The sequence below is a fragment of the Thermoanaerobaculia bacterium genome, assembly GCA_035593605.1.
GTDB lineage: Bacteria > Acidobacteriota > Thermoanaerobaculia > UBA2201 > DAOSWS01 > DAOSWS01.
The window spans coordinates 107,846-128,706 of sequence record DAOSWS010000009.1; the positions used below are offsets into that span (position 1 = coordinate 107,846).

General features: G+C 56.5%; 10 protein-coding genes. 7 read left to right on the forward strand and 3 right to left on the reverse strand.

What is annotated here, in order from left to right:
* Window positions 1-72 precede the first annotated feature (72 nt).
* The 3 genes from PLD04_06325 to PLD04_06335 form a co-directional block, all read right to left on the reverse strand.
* A complete protein-coding gene (locus tag PLD04_06325) occupies window positions 73-4,572 on the reverse strand; it encodes a hypothetical protein (protein HXK67942.1) in 4,500 nt (1,499 codons plus the stop codon).
* Window positions 4,573-4,686: 114 nt separating this feature from the next.
* Complete coding sequence (locus tag PLD04_06330; protein HXK67943.1) at window positions 4,687-9,060, reverse strand: PKD domain-containing protein; 4,374 nt, start codon at window positions 9,058-9,060, stop codon at window positions 4,687-4,689.
* Window positions 9,061-9,184: 124 nt separating this feature from the next.
* Complete coding sequence (locus PLD04_06335; GenBank protein ID HXK67944.1) at window positions 9,185-13,534, reverse strand: choice-of-anchor J domain-containing protein; 4,350 nt, start codon at window positions 13,532-13,534, stop codon at window positions 9,185-9,187.
* A gap of 319 nt (window positions 13,535-13,853) precedes the next feature.
* Here PLD04_06335 and PLD04_06340 point away from each other — a divergent pair, with 319 nt between their 5' ends.
* Genes PLD04_06340 through truB form a run of 7 tightly spaced genes read left to right on the forward strand, consistent with a single transcriptional unit; the run spans window position 13,854 to window position 20,832 of the window.
* Window positions 13,854-14,315: a ribosome maturation factor RimP gene (locus PLD04_06340; GenBank protein HXK67945.1), complete on the forward strand. Its 462-nt coding sequence runs from the start codon at window positions 13,854-13,856 to the stop codon at window positions 14,313-14,315.
* Window positions 14,316-14,317: 2 nt separating this feature from the next.
* Window positions 14,318-15,625: a transcription termination factor NusA gene (gene nusA / locus PLD04_06345; GenBank protein HXK67946.1), complete on the forward strand. Its 1,308-nt coding sequence runs from the start codon at window positions 14,318-14,320 to the stop codon at window positions 15,623-15,625.
* A gap of 12 nt (window positions 15,626-15,637) precedes the next feature.
* Window positions 15,638-18,310 (forward strand): translation initiation factor IF-2, encoded by a 2,673-nt coding sequence (gene infB, locus PLD04_06350; protein ID HXK67947.1) that lies wholly within the window; start codon window positions 15,638-15,640, stop codon window positions 18,308-18,310.
* A 10-nt stretch (window positions 18,311-18,320) separates the two neighbouring features.
* A complete protein-coding gene (locus tag PLD04_06355) occupies window positions 18,321-18,611 on the forward strand; it encodes a DUF503 domain-containing protein (protein HXK67948.1) in 291 nt (96 codons plus the stop codon).
* Between the two features lie 5 nt (window positions 18,612-18,616).
* Entirely contained in the window at window positions 18,617-18,964 is a 348-nt protein-coding gene (rbfA, locus tag PLD04_06360) for a 30S ribosome-binding factor RbfA (GenBank protein HXK67949.1), read from the forward strand.
* A 1-nt stretch (window position 18,965) separates the two neighbouring features.
* On the forward strand, window positions 18,966-19,925 hold the full coding sequence (locus tag PLD04_06365; protein ID HXK67950.1) for a DHHA1 domain-containing protein: 960 nt from the start codon (window positions 18,966-18,968) through the stop codon (window positions 19,923-19,925).
* On the forward strand, window positions 19,915-20,832 hold the full coding sequence (truB, locus tag PLD04_06370) for a tRNA pseudouridine(55) synthase TruB (protein ID HXK67951.1): 918 nt from the start codon (window positions 19,915-19,917) through the stop codon (window positions 20,830-20,832). The genes PLD04_06365 and truB overlap by 11 nt, the downstream gene beginning before the upstream one ends.
* Window positions 20,833-20,861: the final 29 nt, after the last annotated feature.

Sequence of the window (20,861 nt, forward strand, 5' to 3'; positions counted from 1 at the left end):
ACAATAAGCGCCAGTACTGCGATGTGATCTACGTCACATTTTCCCGCATGAATGCAGTGTTTTTTAATAAATCTACGGAACGACCCGTACGCGATAGCAGGCGAAGGCGGCACCGTCCGTAAATGTGTACCAGCACGTTACCGCGTCACACCACGTTCCGTCTCCCGCCGGGATCGTCTGCACCAGGGCCCGGCCAGATCCGTCCGGGTCCGTGTCCCGGTACACTTCGTAACTGAACCCCGTATCCGAAGCCAGACGCTCCCACGTCACCGTCACGTCGCTCCCGCTCCAGGCCACGTCACTCAGATAGGCAATGTACACCGGCTCATCCATGCTCCCCGTGAAGTCGTCCGAACTCGTGGCATTGGTGGCCCACAGCGTCGGAAGAACCACCTCTCCTCCAGGTGTGTAGTGATGCACCACCGACGCTCCCCAGTCAAACGTCCCCGAAAAGTCCCAGCTGTAGTCCGTCGTGTCACAACAGGAGCGATCCTCAAAGCTGAAGGCCGCGTCGTCCCATTCATCCTGACCCCATGTGTAGTAGGCCACCGGATTGATTCCCTCCGTATCGATCGACGTCGAGGCATAGGCTCCCTCGCACGACGTCCCCGAGTAGAGCGTCGTCCCGCTCGAGGTCAGCGTCGTCGAACTTTTGCAGTCCATCGCGTACCCGTTCTGCGACACGTCCACCCACGCGTACCCCTTCGAGTGGGTGTCCGTGAAAAAGACCCCTCCGTCTCCCGCTCCCACCGAACTCTCCGACACACCCACAAGAAGACCGTTCGACGACTTCGCGAAGGCTTCCACCGCGCCTGACGTCCCTTCCATACCCTCGTCCGAGGCTTCCCACGCGCACGTCCCCGAGGGCTCGCCCACGGTCGGGCACCCCTCTCCTCGATAGACCCGAATCCACGGGCTCGTCGGCGAATAGGCACATCCCAGAAAAACCGTCCCCGCACTCACCACCCCGATCGAATCCTGGTGGATCGCTTCAAAGTCGCAGTCCGTGTCCAGTCCCGCCGTCGCCTGTACTGTCCACGATCCTTCCCCGATCTTCAGCCATGCCGATCCGTCCCCCGACGCACGGGCCGGTGCCTTCACCCCCGCACGGGCACCCCACGTAAACCCGTTCAACGCGCGCTTCGGCGTGTAGCAGTCCCCGATCTCATAGACATTCGAAAACCCCGACGGCGCGTCAAAGGTCCACGTCCGCCCGTAATCCGAGGAAAGGTAGGTCCCCGAATCCGCTCCCGCCCACATCTCGCAGTACGGCCCCCGGTATTCCACGTCGTATACCTCCCCCGACGTCAATCCCGTGGAGGCATACCAGCGGGGATCCCAGGTCGGATCGGAGGGATCGGGATAATAGAGCGTTTTAAGGGAATCAAAGGTCCGGTAATGCATTCCGTCACCGAACGTTCCCGCCGCGATGAGAGCCGGTTCAGAAGGCGGTGTATCCGTAATCGTAAGGGCAGAGACGTCATGGATAATCGTCCCATTGCCCCTCTTTGGAATTCCGGCCGGAAAGAAGGTCAGGCCTCCGTCAAAGGAGATCATGACCCCATAGTCCATCGTTCCGGCCAGGACGATATTGGGCTCATCGGGCTTGACGGCCAGGTCGTTGATTTCCGGGGGAGAGGAGAAGAATCCCGCCATCTTGTTCCAGGTCCACTCCCCCCAGACGGCCCGCCACACCTTGGAATTGGAGTGTCCGGTATAGATGTAATTCGGTTTCGATGAATTGCTTCGATCGAATCCCGGTTCAAAGACAATCGAAGTAATCTTGAAATCGTCCTGTCCCCCGATATTCTGAGCCGGGTTCCACGTCCCGTTGGTCACGTTGTAGGTCGTGTACCCGAAGGTTGTCGATTCCCCCGAGGCAGAATAGACTCCCGAAGCAAAGAAGAGAAGAAGATCCCGGTTGCTGCCGACTGCATCTGAGGCCGGATGAAACTTCACGGTGGGTATAGAAGAAAAGGAGATATCGCCGACGGGAAAGATGGAGGAAAAAGTGGAGCCGAAATTTATCGAGTACAGCATGCCCTGCAATTCCGTTCCGATGACAATCGTACTGTTCTCATAATCCTGAATCGGAACCATGCTCTCATCGAACAGGGCTGAAAGATCGACACTGAGTACGGGTCCGCCGTCCCAGGCCTGGCTCCAGGTCCCCGGTGAAAGCCGTTTAAAAAGACCCTGGGTGGTCGCCGCATAGAGAATGCTGTCACTGGCATATCCCGGAGAGATGACAAGGTCGGTACCCTTTACGATATCAAGGGGATGGGACGGCACGGTCAATTGAGCTTCCATGGTCCAGTTGTTTCCAGCATTATTTGAACGATAAATTTTTGCGTTTTCAGTCAAAAGAAAAAGGGTTAGATCATTGGAAAAATCGGGAGAAATAACCATATCCACGATGGCTTCGGAGGACGGCATGTTGTCAAGGTGCGCCCAGGAACCGCCCCCGTCCCGGCTGGCAAAGACGCCGTCATCGAGAGTCCCGAGAAAGATCATCAGGCTGTCGGTATCCGCAACTCCCGTTTCGTCGTACCCGGGAGGAACCACGATACAGGAGGCGCGTACTCCCCCAAACTCCCCCGGATTATTCAGCGGATTGAAAAAATACCGGACAAAATATCCAAGATCTCCCAGGACCCCTCCCATGTTCCATATCCCGTACCGGCTCTTGTACATCCCGTCGGTCAGGGAGGAAGCCAGCATGACCGGCGGTTCCGAATCTCCGGGATCGGCATCGGTCACAATCAGCTTTGATACGTTCTTTGTCTTGATTTCCGATCCCTCCGTCATCTGGCCTTCGTTTCCCAGGGGAGACGGAGGCGATGCCGGTGTATTGCAGGGAAACCGGAAGAGACCGGTTCCCAGCGTCCCAACGATCAGGTCCCCTCCTCCTCCTTCTCCCACACAGTAATCGGACAGGACCGAAACCGGGGCACCCTTGAACGCGGAAAAGAGGATATAGGGTGTCGTACATCCGGAATCGAGCATATAAACGGAATGTTTTGTAACCGCCCCGCTTTTGAAGGAAGGGGTGGGCGGATTATCAATCGGAGGCGGATAGACCGAGACATCCAGGATATCCCCTTCGGGAAGTTGGAGGGGATCGGTCACACCGCACCAGGGGACAAAACCGGCTCCGTCAAAGACATGGACCCCATGGTCCCGGGTTCCCGCCAGAATTTCCCCCTGGACAGCACCAATCATTTCGTTACACGAAACACCGCCCAGGCTCAGGTATTCGATGCCGGCAGCACCCACCTCTGTCCACGATACTCCACCCAACGTGTCCAGCTGCCAGACGTTCCCCGTAAAAGACGAATCGTAGTACTTGGCCGAAGCGTAAAGAATTCCCATCCCGTCGATGTAGAGGTCGGTAACGTTGGGATTGGGAATCTGGGGGTTCAATTCCACCCACTCTTCCGCGGTCTCCGTTCCGATCGTAATATCATCGATATACCAGCCGGGGTAGAATGTATTCACGTCATCAGAAGCCAGGCGCCACCGGATCGAGACGGTCTGGCCGTTATAAGGGCTCAAATCGACCTTGACCTGGTAGGGCGTGCCGAGCATCAGGGTATCGCCGGACCACGCGGCCCTGCCGTCCAGGGGGTTACAGGCCGCTGAAATCGTGGAATTGTACTGACCGGTTATAATCTGCGGTCCGAGATCGGTCCAGACCCCGGCTCCAAGGACCGAGATTTCCAGGACGCCTCCATGCCATGCCATACCCCCCGCCTGGCCGTCCAGGCTGTAACTATGGTAGAAGGAGAGGATGTTGTCCGTTCCCAGGGTGATGTTGTTCAGCACGAGGGCATCGTCAATATACTGGTTGGTCACGAAGCCATCGGGTACAAACCAGGCATAGCTGCCGGTATGGGTGTAGCTTGTGGAAACAATCGACCAAGCATCCGGTTCGGGAAAGCCGCATGGGGGTGGGATCTGCGGGGGAATCTCCGCGTGGGACCATTCCGATCCTTCCGACTGCGAATCGAGATACTCTTCATAGATATAAGTAGAGGTCGTACACCACTTCCCGATAAAACCATCCCTGCAGAACGACTTGGTGTAGATCCCTTGTCCTGCGAGAGCAAGATAGATGGACCAGGGCTTCTGAGGATCGGGATTGGGACCGATTGTCACGCTCACGGCATCCCGGTATCCGAGTTTATTACCGCCTGAATCCACCAGACCATCATCGGGACTGTAGAGCCAGAGGCCGCCCGGACCGCCGGTCAGCCTTGCGTACACACCGTCACCCGCAAGAGTCAAGAGGGTCGTATCCATGTCCACGTAACACCCCTCCACCCGGGTGATGGACAGATCCCGGATGCCGAGGTTGTCGTCGAACCAGGGCTGAGCATTGTCCTGGGGGTACTGGGAGGCAAAAATTCCGCTCTCCGTTGAAATATAGGTTTCCAAAACGGGTCCCCCGGGTTTTACGACGGCATTGACGGATCCCGAGGCGATTCCCTGTTTTTCCCATGGAGTACTCTGGGCACAAAGCCCGCCCGCCATGATAAGAAATGACAGGCCTGCCAGGAATGATCGGCGCATAGTCCCTCCTGATTCAAGAATACATGATTCTTCCGCCCGAAGGTGTGACGGGGATCACATCTAAAAAAAACCGGGGCTCTGAGCCCCGGTTTTTAGTTTAAGAATTTAGTTATTCTACCAGGTCCCCCCCACCGGTCCGGCTCCGCAGACATACCCCGATCCGTTGGCCTGGATCCGGTAGAACGTATAGTTATTGCTGGCCCCGGCAAGGCTCCGGCTCGTCACATTCGCTGACGTGGTCGCAACCACACCCAGGCGTGATGCGGCGGTGTTGCTCACCCATATGCTGTAACCGCTCTCTCCGTCCAGATCGGTCCAGTACAGGGTCAGGGTATCGGTTCCAGAGTTGTACGTCACCTGATAAATCCCTTCGCCCGGCAGATCGGTATCCCAGTCCAGCTCTCCCTTCACGGTGAAGGTCCGTTCAAAGGGGGTCGGATCGGTACCATAGGCATTGGTAACCGAGAGGGACACGTCGAAGGCTCCCGTTCCCGTGTAAGTATAGCTCGGAGACTGAAGAACCGAAGATCCGATTCCGTCCCCGAAATTCCAGCTCTGGCTGGTTACATTCCCGGCCGAATAGTTATAAAAGGTCGTGGAGGAACCCAGGCAAACCTCGCAGGCCCCGGTGGCACACTCGAAGTAGGCGGAGGGGGTGAGAACGCCGATGTCTCCGGGCAGGGAAGACCAGATTCCGTCCCCCGTCAGCCCCGTATAGATTGTGGTTCCCCCTGAAGTCGCGGAAAGATCGTATGAGGCCGGGTCGGCGGCGGGAAGATCGGTCTTGACCCAGGCCCGGCCGTCGGAAGAGACATCGGAATAGTAGACACCGCCGTCATCACCATTTGTCAGGTAGGCGTCGCTTACGGCAGCCAGGATAAAGTGATCGACGGGATCCTGGTAGAAGGCCGTCACCTTCCCTGCATTCTGTCCACCCGGATAGGTGGGAAGGCCTTCGCTGGCCGGCTCCCAGGCCGCCCCGACAGCGGAACAGGAGGTGTCCAGCCGGTAGATCCCCTCGGTGTAGATATCGGGCGCACCCGATCCCACGCCGATCGATCCCAGGAGAACCGTCCCCGAATCGAGCTCCTTGATTGCCCGGAAATCTTCACACGGGTCGGGGATCGTCGCGTCACATTCCTGCCAGGCACCAAAGGAAGGCTGATAGTACCAGGCTGCGCCCGAGCCGATGCAGTCGCCGGGTCCCCGGGTGGGGGCAACCTGCTTACCCGAGGAACATCCCCAGGTAAAGCCGTTCAGGGCCCGTTTCAGACCGTCACTGAAGGAGACGTCGGTGAGGCCCCATCCGGCGGGAATTCCGGATACCGTGTCCCAGGTCACGCCAAGATCGGCAGAGTGTAGATCACCATTGGGGACGTGGGCGGCCCGCATGTCCTCGTTCCGGGAGATGAAGCGGACTTCGTTCACCGAACCTGTTTCGATGTTGGAAGGCGTGAAATCCCCGAAATACTGGTTTTCGGTGTGATCGGCGTAGTAGATTCCGTGTCCCCGTGTTCCCACGACCACCCGACGGGTATCGCTGGCGGGTGAGTAAAGAGTCACATTATCGACGGCCCATAAATAATCGTAGGCCCCCCAATATTGAAAAAGAAATTGTGTACCATTTCCTATGTAAGCTGAAATATCAAATGCCACATGCCCGGAACTACTTCCACCCGCTTCATCCCAATGAGCACCCGGAACCTGATACCAATATCCGGTTGAGGGATTCTTAACCCATACTTCAGCGATATCACTTCCGTAACCCGAGAACATTGTAAAAATATGATCAAATTCAAGCCAGAGTTGTTCAGATAGTCTTGTATCAATAGAAGGAGAGTAAAGTGCGTCATTTTGTGTACACCCACTTCCCTGATTATCAGAATCGATTATGGCGTATGGTGCTTGCAACGGTGAACCCAGGTTTCTATTTCCATAATCGTACGTATTCCAAGTATATTGTGGTGCTCCAGTACATGATCCCCCATCGATTGCATACCACCCTGACGGCCAAGATGGTGCCGCATCAAACTTTTCCTCCATGTAGATCATTCCCGGATCCATGTTGGTGACAGCGATCGAGAGCATTTCAGGAATGGGGCAGTCCTTCCCGGCCGTCGTGTCGTAATAGGTGAGGTTGGCACCCCAGGGCTGGAAGGTGTCCCCCCCGTCCCGGCTGATGAAGACGCCCTCGTACCGGCTCGTCGCAAAGAGAAGCGAAGCGTCGTCGGGAGCGGCGGCAATCCCCGTGATGTCGGGCGGCACGTTCAGAAAGCCATTGGCCTGGTCCCACCCCTCGAAGCCGTTCCCGTAGTCCCAGCGGGCGGTGAAAAGCCCCTGCGTGGCGTGGCCGCAGAAGATGGAAAGAGAGTTGTTCGGGTACCCGGGGGCGAAGGCAACGCTCTGGACCCGGCGGTCGGAGGGAAGTCCCAGGTTGGCCTGCGTCCACTCTTCGCTTGAAGGATCCGTATCCACCGTGACGTAGACTCCGCCGTTGCTCGTATTGCTGGGTTCCGCTGCAATGAGGACGGCGGGAACGTAGGAGTCCCATGACGGCGAGACCTTCAGGTCGTTGATCTTGGGCGGAATCGTCTGGCTCGTCCCGTTGAAGTCAAAGAAGTCATCGTTGGTCATCCCGTAATCTCGACCGAAAAAGACGCCATTGGCCTCTGTACCCACGTAGAGGTACCCGTGGCTGTTGTAGCTCGGGGGAAGGCCGATGGCCGTAACGCTCTTGTTGAAAAAATAGGTCTGGCCGACCCTCTGCCATCCCTGTGATAAATCGAAGCGGAAGAGACCGAACTTCTGGTCGATGTCGGAGGTGTTATTGATATCATAGGGCCGGCACCCGGCGTAGATCCACGGCTGGGATCCACCCTCGGCGGCGGCCAGGGAGAGAATCTGCTTGTTTGCGATCGATCCGAGCTGGCTCCAGCTTCGCCCCCCGTCATAGGAGCGGTACACTCCCTGGTTGTATACCGCGGCCAGGAGTGGGCCATCCGGGGGGACCATGACCAGGTCGGTGACGATCGTCCCAGCGAGCTGATCTCCGTCCCCGTTGGCAAAGACCCAGGAACGCCCGCCGTCGTCGGACCGGATCACCCCCCGGCCGAAGGTTCCGGCGTATACCGTGGTGGACGTGGCGGAGGAGCACGATCCCTCGAGGTAGTTCAAGTCGGTTTCCACGGCAAGGACGGGAACGGTGCCCCACGAATCGGGATCTCCGACCATCCGGAAGAAGTACCCGACGGGGGAGGATCCCATCTCGATAAAGTCACGGTTCTTGTATACACCCCCGACACCCGAGGCGGTATAGATCGTCCAGTCCCCATTAGAAAAGTAAGGGCTCGGCGCGATGTCGAGGATGTTGTAATCGTAGAAATTACAGCGTCGGTTGGAAACTCCCGAAGAAGGACTCGACGGGCTATAGAAGAGGGGGCCCTTGCCGGGGCCGCCGGCCCAGGCCGCCGTGCCGGAGCCGTGGGCCAGGGTGCGGATGGCGCCCCGGAAACCGGGAAAGGCCTCGTAGGCAGGCGATCCGCAGTTGGAGGGATCGTCCACGGTCCAGAGGCCGCGGCGCGTCCCCGCCGTAATCCTGTAATAGGTACCCATGTTCGTGTAGTCGACGGCCCAGATTCCCTGGTCGGGGGGATCGGAACAGACGGGTGTCCACGTACCCAGAGACCCGTCGGACGTGTAAACGCCGTACCCCGTCCCGCTCGAATCGGTGGAAAGGCCGACAAGGGCAAAGGTCAGTTCATGGAAGGCAACGGAGAGGATGGAAACCCCTGAGGGAAGCTGGGACTGGGAGACCATCTGAAGCCCGTCGTTGGGATCCATCGCATAGTAAAGTTCCGTTCCTCCCCCATTATTGAGGGTTCCGGCAATAATGCGGTGCTTGGCTCCCGTTGTCGTTCCCTGGGTCAGGGCCGCGACACAGAGAAGGTATTTATTGTTGGCGGAAACGACACTGGAATTGTAGGCCGCCCACTGGGCGGTCGTACCCCACCCGGTCTGGCGAAGCATCCCGGCCCCCAGCGTGGACATATACGTGTAATAGGTGCCATGGGCCTGGTCCCATACGACCGAAAGGTCCGTCGGGATAAATGAATCCTGGATCAGGTTCAAACCGAGGCTGGCCGGATACCAGTTTGTCCCGTAATTGTTTGAAAGGAAGACCTTTCCGGAGACCGTCGCCGCCATGAGGCGGCCCTGGAACGCCGATCCGGTATTTTCCCATCGGGCCGCGATTGCCGTAACCTGGAGATCGGTGAGGCCGTTGGATCGGGTCTGCCAGCAGATTCCGTCGGTGCTGTAATAGACACCCGAACCGTTGGTGGCGGCAAAGATATGGCCCGTCGACCCGTTCCAGGCTGCCACAAGAATATCGGTCACATCTCCCTGGATGTCGGCCCGCTGGACCCAGCCCTGCGCATGGAGTCCACCGGCAAGGAAGAGAAGAACAACCATACCAAGATAGCGTCTCATAGGATCTCCTTCGGGCATCCATGGCATGTGACACGATGCCCTCCATTCCTATGATAACGTATCCGCTATCCCGAAAGTGTGATCCCGGTCACACAATGCCCGATCCCGAAAGAGAGCCGCCTTGTTACCAGCTGCCCCCCACCGGACCGTTTCCGCAGGCATATCCCGAACCCAGCGGCTGGATCCGGAAATAGGTGTAGCCGGATGCCGTCGCCGATGTCGTATCGGGGCCCACGGGCGATCCATACGTCGATCCGCTGGATGCGCTGTTGGAGGCCCAGACCTGGTATCCCGTTTCGCCCGCGTTCAGATCATCCCAGGAGAGGGTCACGGTGGACGAATCAATCCTCGAGACCGTCAGTCTGTCTGAGGTTCCATTGAAATCGAGTTCTTCCTTTACCTCGAAACCCCGTGTATAAGGGGTAGGATCGGAACCGTACGAATTGGACACGGTCAGGGACACCGTATAGGAACCGGAGTACGGATAAATGTAAGTTGGGGAAGCCTGGGAAGAGTAACCGAAACCGTCTCCAAAGCTCCAGCTGTACCCGGTCACGTTCCCGGCGGAATAGTTCCAGAACGTCGTGGAGGAACCGAGGCAGACCTCACATGCCTCTGTTGCACATTCGAAGAAACCGGCCGGGGACAGGACACCGATCGATGAGGGTAGGGAAGACCAGATTCCGTCGCTGGTAAGACCGGTGTAAACCGTGGTTCCTCCCGATGTTGAGGTCAATTCAAAACTCCCCGGCTCCACGGCCGGCAGGTCAGTTTTTACCCAGGCCCGCCCGTCCGATGATGAATCGGAGTAATAGACGCCTCCATCATTACCGTCAGTCGTATAGGAGTCATTCACTGCGGCAAGCACAAACTGGTTGATGGGATCCTGATAGAAGGCTGTGATCTTACCCGCATTTTCCCCGCCGGGGTAGATGGGCAGACCTTCGTTGGAGGGTACCCACTCCGCCCCCGAGGCCCAGCAGGCCGTATCCAGGCGATAAACCCCTTCGGAATAGCTGTCGGGAGCACCGTTGCCGACCCCGATCGACCCGAGGAGGACGGCTCCGGAATTCAATTCCAGGATGGCCCGAAAGTCCTCGCATGTATCGGGAATGGTGGCTCCACATTCTTGCCAGAATCCCAATGAGGGCTGATAATACCAGGCTGCCGCCGTGTTGATGCAGTCTCCCACCGCCCGGACGGAGGCAACCTGTTTTCCCGAGGAGCATCCCCAGGTAAAGCCGTTCAGGGCCCGTTTAAATCCATCCCCGTAGGCCACATCGGTCATCCCGTACCCTCCGGGGATTCCCGGAACCACATCCCAGGTTTCTCCGAAATCGGCGGAATGGAGGTCTCCATACTGGATATGGGAAGCCCGCATGTCCTCGTCATAAGAAGAGTACCGGAGTTCCGTCACTGATCCGATGTTGATATTGGAAGGATTAAAAGTTCCGAAGTAAGCCGAATCGTCATAATCGGCAAAGTAGATCCCGTTATCCTCGGTCCCGACAACAACCCGCGGCGCAAGTTCACCGATCGTGACGTTATCCACAGCCCAGAACCAGTCGTAGGTGGCATCGGTATAGTGAAAGGCTACCCGGAATCCCGTTCCCCTGTATGGTGTCAGATCAATCGTGGTTCTTCCGATAAAATCATCCCCGTTGTAGTCCATGACTGTAACCCAGTCCCCCACATCGTCCCCGCAGTTGCCGCCGGTGGCCGAGGAGCAGACTTTGACATAGCCATGCTCATTCCCCGAATAGGTATAGAAGAGATGACTGAAGGAAACGACAAGCTTCTGAGCCGATGAGGTATTCAGGTAGGGTGTAATCAGCCATTCATCCTGAGTGGCGCCCCCTCCCTCGCAATCGGAATCGGCGATCACATAAGGATCGGTAAAGAGATCAGGATAGTATTCATCTTCCTGTCGATCACAAACGGTTCCGTCAACCATCCAGGTCAATCCTGGCCCTCCCACAGCGCCTATACCACCATTAATAATGGTCCATGTCCCCGGAATCCCGCTGGAAAAATCTTCCTCCAGATATGTTGCCCCGGAGACTGTCTCCGTCACGGCGACGGAGGTCACGCTTTCCACCGGACAAAGGTTGCCTGCGGCAAGGTAGGGCCCCTTCGACCAGGGCTGAAAGGTATCCCCGCCGTCCCGGCTGATAAAGACGCCTTCGTTGGATGTGGCGGCGAAGACAAGGTTTGAATCGTCCGGGGAGACAGCGAGGCCCCGGATATGGGGAGGTACGTTGAAAAAGCCGCTGGCCGCCTGGAAGGGACAGGTCGGGTCGGTATAGTCGATATCGAGATAGGCGGAGAAGAGCCCCTGGGTCGCGTGGCCGGCAAAGATCTCTCCCCGGAAGAGAAATCCCGGGGCAAAGGCCGTACTCAGGACCTGGTTGTCCGGGAGGTCGCCTCTGTTGATCCGGTTCCAGGACCATCCGTAATATTCACTGGCCCAGAAAATTCCGCTTCCCCCCGCGGAAGAGCGAATCGTCGTCAGGACCATCTGGTCATTGACATACCCGGGGGACATTTTAAGGTCATCCACGTGGGTCGGAGAAGGCAGGGAACCGGTGATGTCGGTCCAGGTGTCCCCACCATTGATAGAATAGCGAATTCCGTCCGGGGCCCCCGGCCTCTCTTCCAGGCCGATAATGACCCGAGGATAGGTAGAAAACTGCGGGCTCAGCTCAATTTCCGCGACGTTCATTCCATAGGTGTCCGGGTAAACGAGCCATTCCCCGTTTTCATACTTGTAGAGGCCGTACTCCTGTCCCAGAACGCTGGTTACGGGGCGAAACCCGGCGTAGAGGGTCGGATTAGCATAATTACAATTGTCCGGAACCGCGAGGCTCAGGACCCTGGGATTGGGTATTGATCCGAGGAGGGTCCAGGTATCCCCCCGGTTGGGACTGCCATAGACTCCCTTTCCATAAGCAGAAACGTAGATATACGCTTCATTGGTCGGGTGAAGGACAATATCAGTGATGACCGCGTTGTCGAGCTCCCCGTTCAGGCCGTTCCTGTACCTCCAGGACCGGCCCCCATCGTCACTGCGCATGAGACCTTTTCCGAGGGTTGTCGCGTAGACCACCTGCTGGGCATAACATCCCTGCTCGTTATAATTGATCTGGGGCTTCACTTTCAGGATCGGGACCGTACCCCACGAGTCGGGGTCCCCGATCATCCGGTAAAAGTATCCGTTCTGGTTGTTGTTGCAGTTGATCGGATCCATATTTTTGTAAACACCGCCGATTCCCGATGCCGTGAAAACGGTTGTGTCCGAACTTCCGAAGTTGGGGCTGGGCGCGATATCGACGATGTTGTAATCCTTCAGATAACATCCAGATGAATTTCCCCGGACATTGGTCACGGCCCCCGACACGCTGGTTGGATTGAACCGCACGGGACCCTTTCCCGGTCCCCCCGCCCAGGCCGATCCGGAATTCCCGATCCCCAGGGCAGCGATCGATCCGCGGAACTGGGAAAAGCGCGAATACCCCACGATGTTGCAGTGCCAGGGGTCATCCACCCACCAGATCCCGCGGGGTGTGCCGGCGGAGATCCGGTACCTGGACGCACTGGAATCATAGTAATAGTCCACTGCGGTAAAAGGCTGATTGGGAGGAAAGTTACAGATTCTTTGAAAGGTCGGACTTGAATCGAGATCAATGGAGTAATAGACTCCCTGTCCGATACCGGATGCATTGGTGGTGGTGCCGACGATGGCGAACCCGGATTCATGGAAGGCCACAGAGGGAAAAGATACGTCATCCGGTGTGCCCGTGGCCTGCCACCATCCGTTGTCCTGTGGATCCGGCATCACGTAAACAGTCGATGGATGCTGGCTGTCTCCGACTCTCCCGCGGGCACCGGCAACGACCTTGTGCTTCCCCGTCGAAGTATCCTGGGCCGAGGCGATGGAAAGGATATCGAGATTGATCAATCCTCCCGCTCCTCCCATGATGTTGTACGGCTGCCATAGATCGTTGATAAATTCCTGCCGGAGAACTCCCGCGCCGATCGTGCTCATGTACGTCAGCCAGGTGCCCAGGTAACCGTCGTAGATCATTGTCAGATCTGTGGGTGTGTAGGAAAGGTCAATCGAATCCAGCCCGAAACCGTCAAGGTACCAGTTTTGCCCGTAGTCCGGGCTGTAGTAGACCAGGCCGGATAGCGTGGCCGCCTTGACGTAGTTGGGACAACAGTCATTGGCCCAGGCAAGGGCGACGACCTGGAGATCCCCCAGCCCGTTGTTTCGTTCGCTCCAGCAGACACCGTCGGTTGAATAGTAGACCCCCGACCCGTTGGTCGCCACATAGATATCGCCCGAGCTCCCGTTCCAGCCGATTACCAGTACATCCGTAATATCCCCCTGGATGTCGGCCCGCTGGACCCAACCCTGCGCAGAGAGCATCCCTGAAATACCAATAAGAAACAGCGCCAGAAAAGCCTTTTTCATGGCCATCTCCTTTTCTCCTCCAGGTATCCGGTACCCGGGGAGAGACTCGACCCCGCACCTCATTCCTACGGGGTCGACACATACCAGACTCGAGTTCCACCACAAACCCGTGTCGGGGTTGACCCCGACATTTCTACCATACGGCCTTTTACCTCGAAATTGTGTGACGGTGATCACACCCGGGGTCACCCGCTGTTGTTATGAATTCATTGTATCACGGGGCCCGTCATCCCTTGACTTTTCCATTTCATGGTGATAGGATCCAAAGGGTGTTGAAAGTGGGCGTGACGCCCACTTTTTTCTTTCTTACGAGGAGTCTATGCTGCCTGAAAAGGTAATGAGGGAAATGAAGGAGGCCGTAAGGGACCTCGGGTATGATCTCGTCCACGTCGAGTGGAAGGGCGGGAGAGGCCGGGGAGTGCTCCGTCTCTTCATTGAGCGGGATGAGGGCATTACCCTGAGTGACTGTGAGCGGGTATCCCGTGAAATCTCGGCCCTTCTGGATGTCCTCGATCCCATTTCCCATTCCTACAGCCTGGAAGTATCCTCACCGGGCGTGGAACGCCCCATCTTTCATGAAAGTGAATATCCAAAATTTGTCGGACGTCCCATGAAGGTAACCCTCACGGAAGCCGTGGAGGGAACACGGGTCCTTCACGCCACGCTGGAAAGCTGTAAAAAGGAAACGCTGACCTTTCGCCGTTCTTCCGGCACCCTGACCGTACCCAAACGTATAGTCCGCGCGTCCCGGCTTCTGGGACCGTGGGAGGAGGTTGATTAACCATGGATCTCATTTATGCCATCAAGGAGACCGCTCGCGAGAAGGATCTGGACGTTGAGCTGATCATCCATGCCCTGGAAGACGCGATGGCCGCGGCCGCTCGTCGATTCCACCGCATCAAGGGAAGAGTGGTGGCCCATCATGATCCGGAAAAGAACATCTTCAAGGTGTTCCACGTCAAGGATGTGGTGGACGAGGTAGAAGACCCCGTGGAGCAGATTTCCCTGGAAGATGCACAGAAGGATGATCCCGGCCTCAAGGCGGGTGATCTCTGGAAAGAGGAGCTGGAGACCACGGGCCTGGGAAGAATTGCGGCCCAGACAGCCAAACAGGTACTCTTTCAGAGAATCCGGGACGCCGAACGCTCCAAGATTGCTGAAGAGTACAACCAGAAGATTGGAGATCTCATTACCGGCTCGGTGAAACGCTTTGAAAAGGGTGAAATTGTCGTGGACCTTGGAAAGGCCGAGGGGAAAATCACACGGGAAGACCAGTCCCGCATGGAGCGATGGTCCATCGGAGAACGAATCCGAGCCGTCGTGGTTGGCATTTCCCCCAAACCGTCGGGTCCACAGGTCCTCCTTTCCCGAACCGATTCCCGGCTCCTCATCCGGCTCATGGAGATGGAAGTTCCCGAAATTTACGATGGCACGGTCATTATCAAGAATGCCGTACGGGAAGCCGGTGAGCGTGCCAAGGTTGCCGTGTTTTCCCGGGACCGGGACGTGGATCCCGTTGGAGCCTGCGTGGGGATGAAGGGAGGACGCGTTCAGGCCGTAACCCGGGAGCTTCGCGGGGAAAAGATTGACGTTATCCCCTTTGCGGAAGATATTGTCACCTATGCCCAGAACGCCCTCGCCCCGGCCAAGATCAATCGCGTACTTGTAAAGGGTATGGGGCAGTCGGAAAAACAGCTCGATGTTGTTGTGGATGACGAACAGCTTTCTCTGGCCATCGGGAAGAAAGGTCAGAACGTCAGGCTGGCATCACAACTTATCAGTGTGAGGATAGAAATCAAGAGCGAACATCAGGTTAAAGAGGAGGTATCCGAAGCTCTGGCACGGATTATTCAGGGCCAGGAAATCGATGAAGAAGAGGAGGGAGCCAGTGACCTCACTCTGATTCCCGGTGTCGGACCCTCCATAGCAGAAAAGCTCATCGATGCCGGATATCCCACGATCGAAAGCCTCCTGGAAACCGATGCCGAGACCCTTGCGGGGATCGAAGGGATTGGAATGACCAAGGCTCAAAAGATTCTTGACGCTATTGAAGATCTTGAAGAGATCGAGGTCGAGGACGAGGAAGAATAGAGGGTAAACAAGATGGCTGGAACGATCAAGATTCAGGATCTCGCGAATGCGATGAATAAAAACCCCAAGGAGCTCCTTTTTGAGCTTCAGAGTATCGGGGTCAAAGTGCAATCCGTGGATGACGTAATTCCACCCGAAGTGGTGCAGGCCCTCATTTCAGGCAAACCTCTTGAGGCGCCCAACCAGGTTATTATTCGTGAGGATCGTGGCCGTGAGCGAAAAGTCAAGAAGACGCTGAAGACCAGGATCCCCAGGGTTAAAGTCCTTACACAGAAGGACATTCCTGTCATCGACATTCCCAAGAAAAGCACGCTTCAGGAAGTCGAGGAGATGATCCCCGCCTCTGAACCCGAGGCACCGCCAGTACAGGAAGTTCCCGTCAAAGAGGAGGCGCCGGCTCCATCCAGGCCTGCAAGGCCCGCCAAACCATCCAAAAAGGTCATCAAGGTTCCGCCCAAGGAAGAAGCGGCTCCATCCAACCTGCCCAAACTGGCGGAAATCCAGGTGAAAAGAAGACCGCCACAACCAAAACCCGCCGCAAAGCCCGCAAAGCCGCCGGAATCCAAACCGGCCCCAAAGACAGCAGCAAAGGCCGGCACGACCCAGCCCGGGCGGGCCAAACCTGTCCGCCCGCCCAAGGGTCCTGCGCCGCGGGAGGCTACGGAAACCACAGAGACCAAGGAAACCAAAAAAACAGTTAAGAAAAAAACAGATAAACGAAAAGCAAAAACCACTCCGGATCCAACCACGACCGAGCGCGTTGATGTACGGAAATTTGTAGGATCATCCGCCGAAACGGCCCGCCGCCTTCAGGAAGCCGAGGAACAGAGATCAGCCCGCCTGCGTTCAAAAAAGCGAAAGGTGGAGGAAGAGGAAGTGGAAATTCATGTCCCTCTTACCCTGGACGAGCAGGTAGCACGGCTCAAATCGATGATCCCGGAGGATCACGAAGTCACCCTCACGGAAGGTGCGACACTCAGGGACCTGATTGACCGGCTCGGGGTAAAAGTCAAAGATTTCATGCCCTATCTCTTTCAGAAAGGCATCATTCTCTCCGTAAACCAGCCGGTCCGGGAAGAATTCGTGAAGAAGCTGGGCGAAGATCTTGGATTTACCTATACAACCCAGACCTTCGAAGAAAAGGTAGCCAGTGACGTCCAGAAGCGCCAGAAACCCAAGGAAGGCACAGCCCGGGCTGCCGTAGTCACCGTTATGGGCCATGTCGATCACGGCAAAACATCCATTCTGGACTATATCCGGAAAACCCGCGTAGCGGCCGGTGAAGCGGGAGGCATCACCCAGCACATCGGTGCGTACCAGGTCTTTGTCGGTGATAAGAAGATCGTATTCATTGATACCCCGGGCCACGAAGCCTTTACTCATATGCGATCCCGGGGATCCAAGATTACTGACATCGTTGTTCTGGTCGTTGCCGCGGATGACGGAGTGATGCCGCAGACCCTGGAAGCGATCAATCACGCGAAGGCTGCCGATGTTCCCATCATTGTTGCGGTCAATAAGATCGACAAGGCCAATGCCGACCCGGATAAGGTAAAAAAGCAGCTGGGGGATCGAGGCCTTCTGGCGGAAGATTGGGGCGGAGACACAATCGTCGTTCCCCTGTCCGCCGTTACGGGAGCGGGAATCGATACTCTCCTGGAGATGATTCTTCTGGTTGCGGAAATGCAGGAGCTGAAGTCCAACAGCACGATTCCGGCTAAGGGAACCATTCTTGAAGCCCGGAAGGAAACCGGACGCGGCATGGTGGCCACCGTTCTCGTGCAGGAGGGAACCCTCAACCGTTCCGATTATTTCATCTGCGGAAACACCTATGGAAAGATCCGCTCCATGTACGATGATCGAGGAAATCAGGTCAAATCGGCAGACCCCAGTACACCCGTTGAAATCAACGGTTTTTCGACCCTTCCCTCCCCGGGCGATCTCTTTCAGGTTGTCGCCAACGAGAAAGAGGCAAAACGCATCGTGGAACTTCGTCGTCAGAGCGCCAAGGATGACCAGGCTCGAAAGACCACCGTTTCCCTGGAAGATTTCTTCTCTACCGTCCAGGGAGATGAAAAGAAGGTCCTTCGTTTCGTGGTCAAGGCCGATGTAACCGGGACTCTAGAAGTTGTAAAGAGTGTGATCGAAAGCAAATCCACCGAGGATGTCGATGTTGTCGTCATGCACGAGGGTGCGGGAACCATCACGGTGAACGATGTTGCCCTGGCTCAGGCTTCCCGGGCCGTGGTCATCGGCTTTAACGTCAAACCGGAAAAAATGGCCCAGAAAGAAGCGGAAGTACTCGGCGTCGAAATTCGCCACTACAGCATTATTTACGATCTCATCGAAGACATCGAGGCCGCAGTCACGGGAGCCGTCGTACCCGAAACAAGGGAAATCGTTACGGGAACGGCCCAGGTTCTCAAGGTCATCCGTATTCCAAAAGTGGGTTCCATTGCGGGATGCATGGTCAATGAAGGCATCATTAAGCGTGGCTCCCAGGTCCGGATACTCCGGGACAACACCCTGGTTCGGGCCGCCAAGATCGTCTCCCTGAAACGATTTACGGAAGACGTTACCGAAGTCCGGAAGGGCTTTGAATGCGGCATCGGTGTGGACCGATCCAAGGATGTCCAGGAAGGAGACATCCTGGAATGTTTTGAACGGGTGACCGCGGAGGACTGATCCTTCGTTCATGTACGTAATGGTTATGGTCCTGGAATGTCGTCTCCCGTATGTCCACTCCCTCAAGGGGAAACGTGTGATCCGGACTCGTCTGGTCGAGCGTCTCAAACGGGATTTCCAGGTTAGCGCCTCGGAAGTTGCAACGCAGGATCGTCACCAGGAACTTACGGTGGGAATGAGTGCGGTATCGTCGGATGCAACCTATCTCCGAAATCTTCCTGACAAAATTCGTAATGCAGCCGAAGGGGTACTTGAGGGATTCGTTGTTCAGTCTTCATGGGATGTGGTGCCTTGGCCATAAAGGGAATGCGCCCGCTTCGCATGGCACGATTTATTCAGCAGGAGCTTGCCATGATCCTGCTGACCCATACCCGGAATCCTCTTCTCCAGGAAGTCGTGGTCACCCACGTTAAGATGTCACCCGACCTCCATCTGGCCACCGTCTATTATCGCGTCATGGGGAATACCCCGGTGGAGATCTACCAGGAGGCCCTCGACGGGGCGCGTAAATTCCTGGAGCATACCCTTGGACCCAGTCTCCGGTTACCGTTCCTTCCAGAACTGATCTTTGTTTTCGACGAAAAACTGGAAGAAGCACTGCGCCTGGACCGCCTTTTCGAACGGATCGAGCGGGAGAGTGAAGATGCTGAGTGATGTGAAACGCGTTATCGATAACGGTCATCGGTTTCTGGTCACGACCCACCTTCACCCCGATGGTGACGCCGTCGGCACTTCCCTCGCCCTTCAGCAGATTCTCACCGAGCTGGGCAAGGAAGCCCGGGTGATTCACCGGGAAACCGTTCCTTTTTCTCTACGAAGACTGCCCCGTCTCGATCTCTGGAATATCACAGACACCCTTCCCCCTGACTTTCCCGATGGCTGGGACGCAGTCTTTGTCATCGAATGTCCAAAGCTGGAACGGACGGGCTTTGAGGGACTGGATCTGGGCACCATCATAAATATCGATCATCACATTTCCAATATCCGGTATGGTGCGGTGAATGTTGTCGATCCAGACATTCCCTGCGTGGGTATGCTGATCTGGGACCTTGCCGTACAGACCTACGGTCTTACACTTCGGCCTCCCGTCACCGATCATCTCTATGTAGCTCTTTCAACGGATACCGGTCAGTTCTGTTATGCAAACGCAGGTCCGGAGGCGTTTTCCATGGCTTCGGATCTGGTTCGATCCGGTACACGTCCCGACCGAATTGCAACGATTCTATACGAAGGTTTTCCTGCATCCGCCACCAAGCTGAAGGGATTGATTCTTTCCACGCTGGAGATCTCCTTTGGAGGCCGGGTTGCAATGATCCGATTTCCAAGAAAGTTTCTTGCGGAGGCTGGAGCTGAAGAGGGAGACGCGGAGGGCGTCATTGACGAACCGCGGAAAATTGACGGTGTCGAAGTCGCCGTTCTCCTTCGGGAGCAGGCAGACGGGTCCATTAAGGTTTCGATGCGCTCCCAGGGGACCATCGATGTGGAATCCATTGCGAGGGAATATGGCGGTGGCGGCCATCACAATGCCGCCGGTTTTGTGCTTTCTCGCACTCTTGAGGAATCAGGGACTTTCGTTCTTCAGCGTCTGGAGGAAGTGTTGACCCATGAAAATTAACGGACTTTTACTCGTAAACAAAACTCCGGGAGGAACATCCCACGATGTTGTGGACGGAGCCAGGAAGATCTTTCGTCTCAAACGGGTGGGCCATACGGGAACTCTCGATCCTCAGGCAGAAGGGCTCATGGTGCTCTGCCTGGGCCGTGCGACCAAGCTTCAGCAGTTTCTGACCGGGATGGATAAGACCTACGAGGGTCTGGTTCGTTTTGGCCACTCCACGACCACCTATGATGGTGAGGGAGATGTCACATCCGACCCTGTCGAGTTCAGGCCGGAGCTGGAGAAGCTGAATCACCTCGCATCGGAATATGTGGGTACCTTTCTTCAGACTCCTCCGCCGTTCTCCGCCAAACGGTACAAAGGAAAACGCCTCTATGAACTGGCTCGATCCGGCGAGGCGGTTCCCGAGCTTTTCAAGGAAGTCACCGTTCACGCCTTTGAGTTTGATCGCGTGGACGATAACCTCGGCCATTTCAATATCCACTGCGGGTCCGGCACCTATCTCCGGACGATCGCCCACGAGCTGGGTCAAAAGATCGGGTGCGGTGCCTACCTGTACCACCTGAAACGTCTCCGAATCGGGCCCTTCCACCTCTCCACTGCTCTCAGCCTTGAAGAGCTGAACGGGCGAGAGGATCAGCTGGACGGACCCCACTTCATTGACCTTAAGAAGGTCAGGCTGCCCTTTGCAGAGCTCAAGGTGGACTGTCTCAGCGGCACAAAACTCCTCGGAGGCCAGCGCATTACCTATTACGATCCCGATTTTAAGCCCGAACCCCGGGAAGGGACGATCCAGGTCGTCTCCCCATCCGGTCATCTCATCTGCATTGCATCCTATACGCTGGATGGTCGGGAAATGATCGCTCTGGAGCCCAGAGTTGTCGTTGCAGATCGTTGCGATTGAAGCCATATTGTGATATTCTTGATGCCCGC

Bases quoted from the DNA above. Each gene is read 5' to 3' on its own strand.
- PLD04_06325 (HXK67942.1), bottom strand. From the start codon at position 4,572: ATGCGCCGATCATTCCTGGCAGGCCTGTCATTTCTTATCATGGCGGGC.
- PLD04_06330 (HXK67943.1), bottom strand. From the start codon at position 9,060: ATGAGACGCTATCTTGGTATGGTTGTTCTTCTCTTCCTTGCCGGTGGA.
- PLD04_06335 (HXK67944.1), bottom strand. From the start codon at position 13,534: ATGAAAAAGGCTTTTCTGGCGCTGTTTCTTATTGGTATTTCAGGGATG.
- PLD04_06340 (HXK67945.1), top strand. From the start codon at position 13,854: ATGCTGCCTGAAAAGGTAATGAGGGAAATGAAGGAGGCCGTAAGGGAC.
- nusA (HXK67946.1), top strand. From the start codon at position 14,318: ATGGATCTCATTTATGCCATCAAGGAGACCGCTCGCGAGAAGGATCTG.
- infB (HXK67947.1), top strand. From the start codon at position 15,638: ATGGCTGGAACGATCAAGATTCAGGATCTCGCGAATGCGATGAATAAA.
- PLD04_06355 (HXK67948.1), top strand. From the start codon at position 18,321: ATGTACGTAATGGTTATGGTCCTGGAATGTCGTCTCCCGTATGTCCAC.
- rbfA (HXK67949.1), top strand. From the start codon at position 18,617: ATGCGCCCGCTTCGCATGGCACGATTTATTCAGCAGGAGCTTGCCATG.
- truB (HXK67951.1), top strand. From the start codon at position 19,915: ATGAAAATTAACGGACTTTTACTCGTAAACAAAACTCCGGGAGGAACA.